Raw genomic sequence first — 6,360 nt, 5'->3', positions numbered from 1 at the left:
GCCCTGGCCAAACTCTGGCAAAGCGCCTTGGGCAGCCTTGGCTGGTTGCTGTTGTGCGGTGCGGTGAGTGCGGTGCTTGGCGCGTTGTTGCTGCGTCGGCAGTTGAAGCCGTTGGACTACATGGTCAAGCAGTCCCACGCCATCGCTCGTCGCGAGTTCCTCAGCTTGCCTGACCTGCCACGCACGCCGGAACTGCGGCGCGTGGTGCAGGCCATGAACCAGATGGTAGAAAAGCTCAAGGCGTTGTTCCAGGAACAAGCGGAGCGCAGCGAAAAACTGCGCATCGAATCCTATCAGGACAACCTCACCGGCCTCGCCAACCGTCGTTATTTCGAGATGCAGCTCAACGCGCGCGTCAGCAACCCGGAAGAGACTAACTCCGGCTATCTGCTGCTATTGCGGGTCAAGGACCTGGCCGGTCTCAACCAGCGCCTGGGTGGCCAGCGCACCGACCAGTTGCTGCAAGCGGTCGGCGAACAACTGCTGCGCCAATGCGAGCCTTATCCGGAAACCCACAACCTCGTCACCCGTATCCGTGGCGGTGAGTTCGCGGTGCTGGCGCCGGGGCTGATGCGTGAAGAAGCACTGCAGTTGGCGCAGAACCTTGAAAGCACCTTGCTCAGCCTTCAAGCGACCGCCGCCAGTGATGTCACGCCGGTCGCCTACATCGGCCTGGCGCCGTTTAGCCATGGCGATTCACCGCAGGCCTTGTTGACCCTGGCTGACCAGGCCCTGGCCCAGGCCGAAGGGCAGGGCGACACCAGTTGGGTGTGCCTCGACCACAGCGCCGCCGCCAGCGTGGGTGACGATCACCATGCCTGGCACACACTGTTGGACCAGGCCCTGACCCAGCAGCGTTTCCAGCTGTACTTCCAACCGGTTGTCGCCAGCCAGGACCCGCAATTGGTCTTGCACTACAAAGTGCTGTCGCGCTTGCAGGATGAAGACGGGCACACGATCCCGGCCGGGCGTTTCCTGCCGTGGCTTGAACGTTTCGGCTGGACCGCACGCCTGGACCGCCTGATGCTGGAGCAAGTGCTCAAGCAGATGGCCAGTCACACTCACAGCCTGGCGCTGAACCTCTCGGCCGCAACCCTGCAGGACGCTCAGGCGCTGAATCGGATTTTTGAACTGTTACGCCAGCACAGCAACCTGGGCCCACGCCTGACCCTGGAAATCGGCGAAGAACAATTGCCGGAACAGGCCTTGCTGGAGCAGTTGACCCAGCGCCTGCGCGAGCTGGGATTCTCCCTGAGCCTGCAGCGTTTTGGTGGGCGGTTCAGCATGATCGGCAACCTGGCACGGCTGGGCCTGGCGTACCTGAAGATCGACGGCAGCTACATCCGCGCCATCGACCAGGAAAGCGACAAGCGCCTGTTTATCGAGGCGATCCAGCGCGCTGCCCACAGCATCGACCTGCCGTTGATCGCCGAGCGTGTGGAGACCGAGGGGGAGTTGAAAGTGATTCGCGAGATGGGGATTTTCGGCGTGCAGGGTCAACTGTTTGGTGAGCCTGCGCCCTGGAAGTAACCCAAACCTAATGTGCAAGCAGGCTTATGTGGGAGCTGGCTTGCCTGCGATTGCATCACCTCGGGTGTGACTGACATACCGAGGTGTCTGCATCGCGGGCAAGCCCGGCTCCCACACAAGCTTACCGTTGAAATTCTTGGGTTCAGATCAACCCAGTCTCTTCATCATCGATCAAATGGCTCAACCCACCCAATGCTTCCCGTGCGTGGGTACGGTCCATCAACTTGGCCTGTGCCGCCGGCGGCAGGTCCGTCACGCTGATGACACCCTTGCGGGTCAGCACCTGTATCAAGTCGTCCAGTACCCGTATCATCTCCAGGTCGCTCTGCTTGAGCTGCGCCAGGCTGGTTTCCACCACTTCGTTGGCGTACCAGGCCTGGATCTCATGGTGATCGGCCGGCAGGGTTTCGGTCGACTCGGCAAAGGCGGCGGCCTCCACGCGACTCAATGCACCCTGTGCATCACGTTGCACGTAAAACATAACAAACCCTCGAAAATGAGCCACACGCGTTCACCAGCATAGGTCAATGGTGTGTTTATGGGCGCGAGTATGCGATGCAACCCTGCGCCAGGGCCAGCCACCTGTCGTCCAAATAAATCGGCCGCCCCTGGGGGCGGCCGATAAACCGAGGCTTAGGCGGTGTGGTCGATCTTGATGGTCGGGTCGGCACCACTGATCAGCGAGTTGATGCTGGTGTGCGACCAATCGTTGCCTTCCAGCTTGATCGTCACGTCAGCGTTGGCCAGGCCGCCGGCGGCGTTGAGCTTGCCTTCGCTGCTGATTTGCAGGGTCGACACGCCCTCTACCGTGGTGATCTTGAGGTAGTTGTCGATGGTGCTGTCCGTCTCACCTTTCAACAGATCCTTGAGATCGATCCGGTCACCTTCCGACGCCTTGAAGTCCTTGATCACATCGTTGCCGATGTCACCGGCCTTCCACACGAAGGTGTCGGCCCCCGAACCGCCAATCAGGATGTCGTTGCCCGGGCCGCCGATCAAGGTGTCGTTACCGGTACCGCCCAGCAGGATGTCATTGCCTTTGCCGCCGTCCAGGTAGTCATTGCCGCCCTGGCCGAACAGGATGTCATCACCGGTGCCGCCCAGCAGCGTGTCGTTGCCGTCCTTGGCGCCGGACACATCGAAGTCTGCGTAATGCTCGGTCACGTACTGATGCACGTTCGAGGTGGTCACCGCCGAGACGGCTACACCGGTTTTCTGCGCGACGAAGGCCTGCAGTGCGTTGTAACCCTCGCCGGTAATCCCGCTGAAGCTCACCAGGTCGCCGAAGATGATGTCATTGCCGTCACCACCGTTGATGGTGTCGGAGCCTGGCAATGTTGCCTCGGTGTGGCCGAGGATGGCATTGGCCAGATCCTTCGGATCGATGTTGCTTTGCGGTTTGCCATCGCTGTCGTACGGCTTCAGGTCGTTGAGGGTGACATCGCTGTTGATGCCGATCGCTTCAACTTGCGACAGCCCACCCAGCAGCGCAAAGGCGCTTTGGGCGTTGCTCAGTGTCGCCGAGTCGGTGCTGCTGCCCGCGCCCGCAAGGTTGGACAGCTCGAAGGTGCCGTCACCTTGGGCATGGACAGTGCCCAGATTGCTGCTGTACCACCTGTTGCCACTCAGGGTCTGGAGTACAGCATTGCCCGAGGAGTCGATGCTGAAGTAGTGAGTGCTGTCCAGATACTTGGCGACCGTCGTGCCTGGTGTGTAGTTGGCGGTGGTCACCACATCATCGAACTTGACGTTGCCATACAGCGTCGGGTTGGTCTGCTCGCCGCTTTGGTAGTACGTCGGCTGGCCGTCGGTGATGAAGTAGGTCAGGTTGGTGGCACCGGTGTTGCCGGTGGCCAGGCCGCTCTGGAAGAAGTTGGCCGTGGTCTTGAATACGTCTTCATAGTTGGTACCACCGCCGGACACCATCGAATCCAGCACCGCCTTGAGCAAGACGAGAGCGTTTGGATCGTTGAGGTTGATCGCGACCGACTTGTTCACCTGGGTATCGAAATCCGCCAGGAAGATATTCACACTCCCGGACGTGTTGGCGCCCAGGCTGTCTTTGAGCGAATTGAACACCGATGTCAGCGACGCCTTCGCCGCGTTGATCGAGGTGGTGCTCATACTGCCGGAACTGTCCACCATGAACGCGATGTTGTAGTTCTTGCCCTGCACCACGTTCAGGCCGCCGATATCGGCCACGACGATGTCGTTGCCATCGGTGCCGGTGATGTTGTCACTGCCCGAAGTGCCCGTCACCGAGCTGTAGGTGGCCGGGTACACCGTGACCGGCAATTGCGCGGTGGTGATGGCCGAACCGCCGAGGCTTTCGGTGGAGGTCGAGGTGACGGTCAGGTTGAACTGGCCGCTGTAGTAGGTCGGCGGCTTGATCGTCAGGGTGCTCAGGTCCCAGCCGGTGACGTTGACTTCGCCCACGGTCTTGGTGGCCGTGAAGGTGTGCCCGGAAGCATCGGTCAGTACCGAACCGGCCGGTACGCCGCCGATCTTCACGCTCAAGGTCTCGGAGCCGTCAGTGTCGGTCAGCGCGGTGGTGACCTTGGACAGCTTCACGGTGCCGTTTTCCTGGCCTTCGTTGAGCTTGTAGCCCACGTAGTAACCGTCACCGTTGCTGCCATGCAGGTCGGACACGGTCACGCCGGCGTTGGTCAGGTCAGTGATACCGGTATACAACGGCACGCCGCTGGTGCTCAGGTCCTGGACCGCGCCGCCGTTGACCGACAGGTTGACGTCATAGCTGCCAGGGCCGGACTGGTTGGCGTGGTAGATCTCAAGGCTGTAGTAACCGCTCACCGTCGGGGTGAAAGTGCCGGTGAACTTGCCGCTGTTGGTGCCCCACTGCGCGCTGGCCACATCTTTGCCGCCGACGTTGATCACCAGGCTGTCATCGCCGGTACCGCTGAAGGTGTAGGACTTGCCGGCTTCCATGTACATCAGGCCGGAGATCTTCGAGCCTGCACCTGCTGCGACGTTGGCGGTGGACTCGACATTGGTCACGACCCCGCTGCTGTTCGGCGTGCCGGCGTTATCAATCGCGTTTTTCAGGTCGGCCGGTGCCGCGCCGTTACCGTTAGTGCCGATACCCGCGATGCTGTTCCAGCTTTGCTTGATCAGGCCGATCGAGCTCACGTTGTTGTCGGCCACAGTCAGGGTCGGTGCGTCAGCTACCGGCGTGATATCGACTTTCACCGTGGCGCTATTGCCCAAGTCCTTGCCATCAGTCGGCTGGAACTTGAACTGCGCGTAATCGGCCTGCTGGTTGCCGATGCCGGTGCCGCCATAACCGTTGGTGCCGGACTCGTTGGCGTTAGGCATGAAGCGCAACTGGCCGCCGTCGATCTGGGCTTTGGTGAAGGTTTGGCCAGCGGTTACGTTGGTCCAGGTGGCGCCATCCGCCGCCAGGTATTGCAGTTTGCCGGCCACCGGCAGGTCGGTGATCTTCACGCCGAGGCTGGCTTGTGGCGAGTCCACATCGGTGACGCCGAAGTTGGCCCAGGTCAGTGCCAGCGCCGTATCTTCAGTGCCGGTCACGGCGCTGCCAGTGGCTACCGGCGGATCGTTGACGGCCACGACGTTAATCGTGGTGGTGGCGACGTTGGAGTAGTTGCCGCCATCGGTCACGGTCACGGTAATCACGCGCGGCGTGGTGCTCGGGTCGTGGCTGCTGTTGGTGAACGTGATGTTCTTGATCTGCTGCATGTAGTCAGCCAGCGACGCCGTGCCGGTCAGTGTCAGCGTGATCTTGCCCGTGGCAGGGTCAGTCGTCGGGGTCACGGTGATGCCGGTGACGTTGGTGACGTTCAGCGAGTCGCCTTGCTGAGTGTTGGTCAGCACCACGGTGGCGCCGGTCAGTTGGGTGCTGTCCGGATCGGTAATCTTGATATCGGTGTCAGCAATCGACACGCCAGTGCCGCCTTCGGTGAACGACGTCTTATAGTCGGCACCCGTGGCGCCGCTGGAATTGTTGGCATCCAGGTCGATAACCGGCGGCGCATCGTTGTCGATGATGTTGGTGCTGACGCTGCCATTGCCGATCACCAGGCTCTCGAAGTTGCCACCGGTGGTCTTGTCGATGGTGATGACAATCTGTTCCGTCGGCTCGGTGATCTTGTCGTCGATCGTGGCGATGTTAAACGGCACGCTGCTGGAGCCGGCCGGGATCTTCACGGTGTATACGCCGTTGAAGTCCGAACCGTCGGTGGCGGTACCGCTGTACTTGAGCGTCACGGTCATATCGGTTTGTGCCGGGTTGCTCAGGGTCAGCGTGTAGTGCGCAGTGCCGCCTTCAGTCACCGAAGCGTCGCCGGTGATGCTGATGGTGGTGCTGTTAACTACATCCGTCACTTTGGTGACCACGGTGCTGCCGTCGACGATCAGGTGTTCGTACTTGTCGCCGCCGCTGACTACGCCAGTGATCTTGGTGCTGACATCATTGGCACCCACGTACACGTCGTTAGGCGCAACAGCCGTAACGGTGCTGCTGGACTTGCCGTTGCCGATGGTAATGGTCGAGCCGTTATCCAGCTTCACCACCAAGTCGGAACCGACGTTGGTCACTGCTGCACCATTCTTGTCGACCAGGGAGGCGGTGTAGACGATCTGGCCGCCCTCATTGACCGAACCGGTGGCCTTGAGCGAGACGGTCACGTCATCGATGGTGTCGTTGATCGTGGTAGTCGCGCCGCCTGGGGTGATGCTCACACCCTCGAAGTTACCGCCGGTAGTGCCGGTGATCTTGACGGTCTGGACGCTCTTGTCGATGAACACGTCATCACTCGGAGCAGGGACGGTCACCGTGCCTACGGTCGCACC

At 61.0% G+C, this 6,360-nt stretch carries 2 protein-coding genes and 1 pseudogene; 1 reads left to right on the top strand and 2 read right to left on the bottom strand.

The window, feature by feature from the left end:
* Positions 1-1,530 (top strand): EAL domain-containing protein (locus ACDZ94_RS07910; RefSeq protein WP_432751307.1); only part of this gene is annotated, 1,530 nt, incomplete at its 5' end.
* A 142-nt stretch (positions 1,531-1,672) separates the two neighbouring features.
* Here the strand turns inward: ACDZ94_RS07910 and ACDZ94_RS07905 are convergent.
* Entirely contained in the window at positions 1,673-2,011 is a 339-nt protein-coding gene (locus ACDZ94_RS07905; RefSeq protein ID WP_064450089.1) for a hypothetical protein, read from the bottom strand.
* A 152-nt stretch (positions 2,012-2,163) separates the two neighbouring features.
* Positions 2,164-6,360 (bottom strand): annotated as a pseudogene (locus tag ACDZ94_RS07900) (LapA family giant adhesin); the annotation flags it as partial.

The organism is Pseudomonas sp. UBT, from assembly GCF_050915955.1.
Lineage (GTDB): Bacteria > Pseudomonadota > Gammaproteobacteria > Pseudomonadales > Pseudomonadaceae > Aquipseudomonas > Aquipseudomonas antarctica_A.
This window is presented reverse-complemented; position numbering and strand designations above follow the sequence as displayed.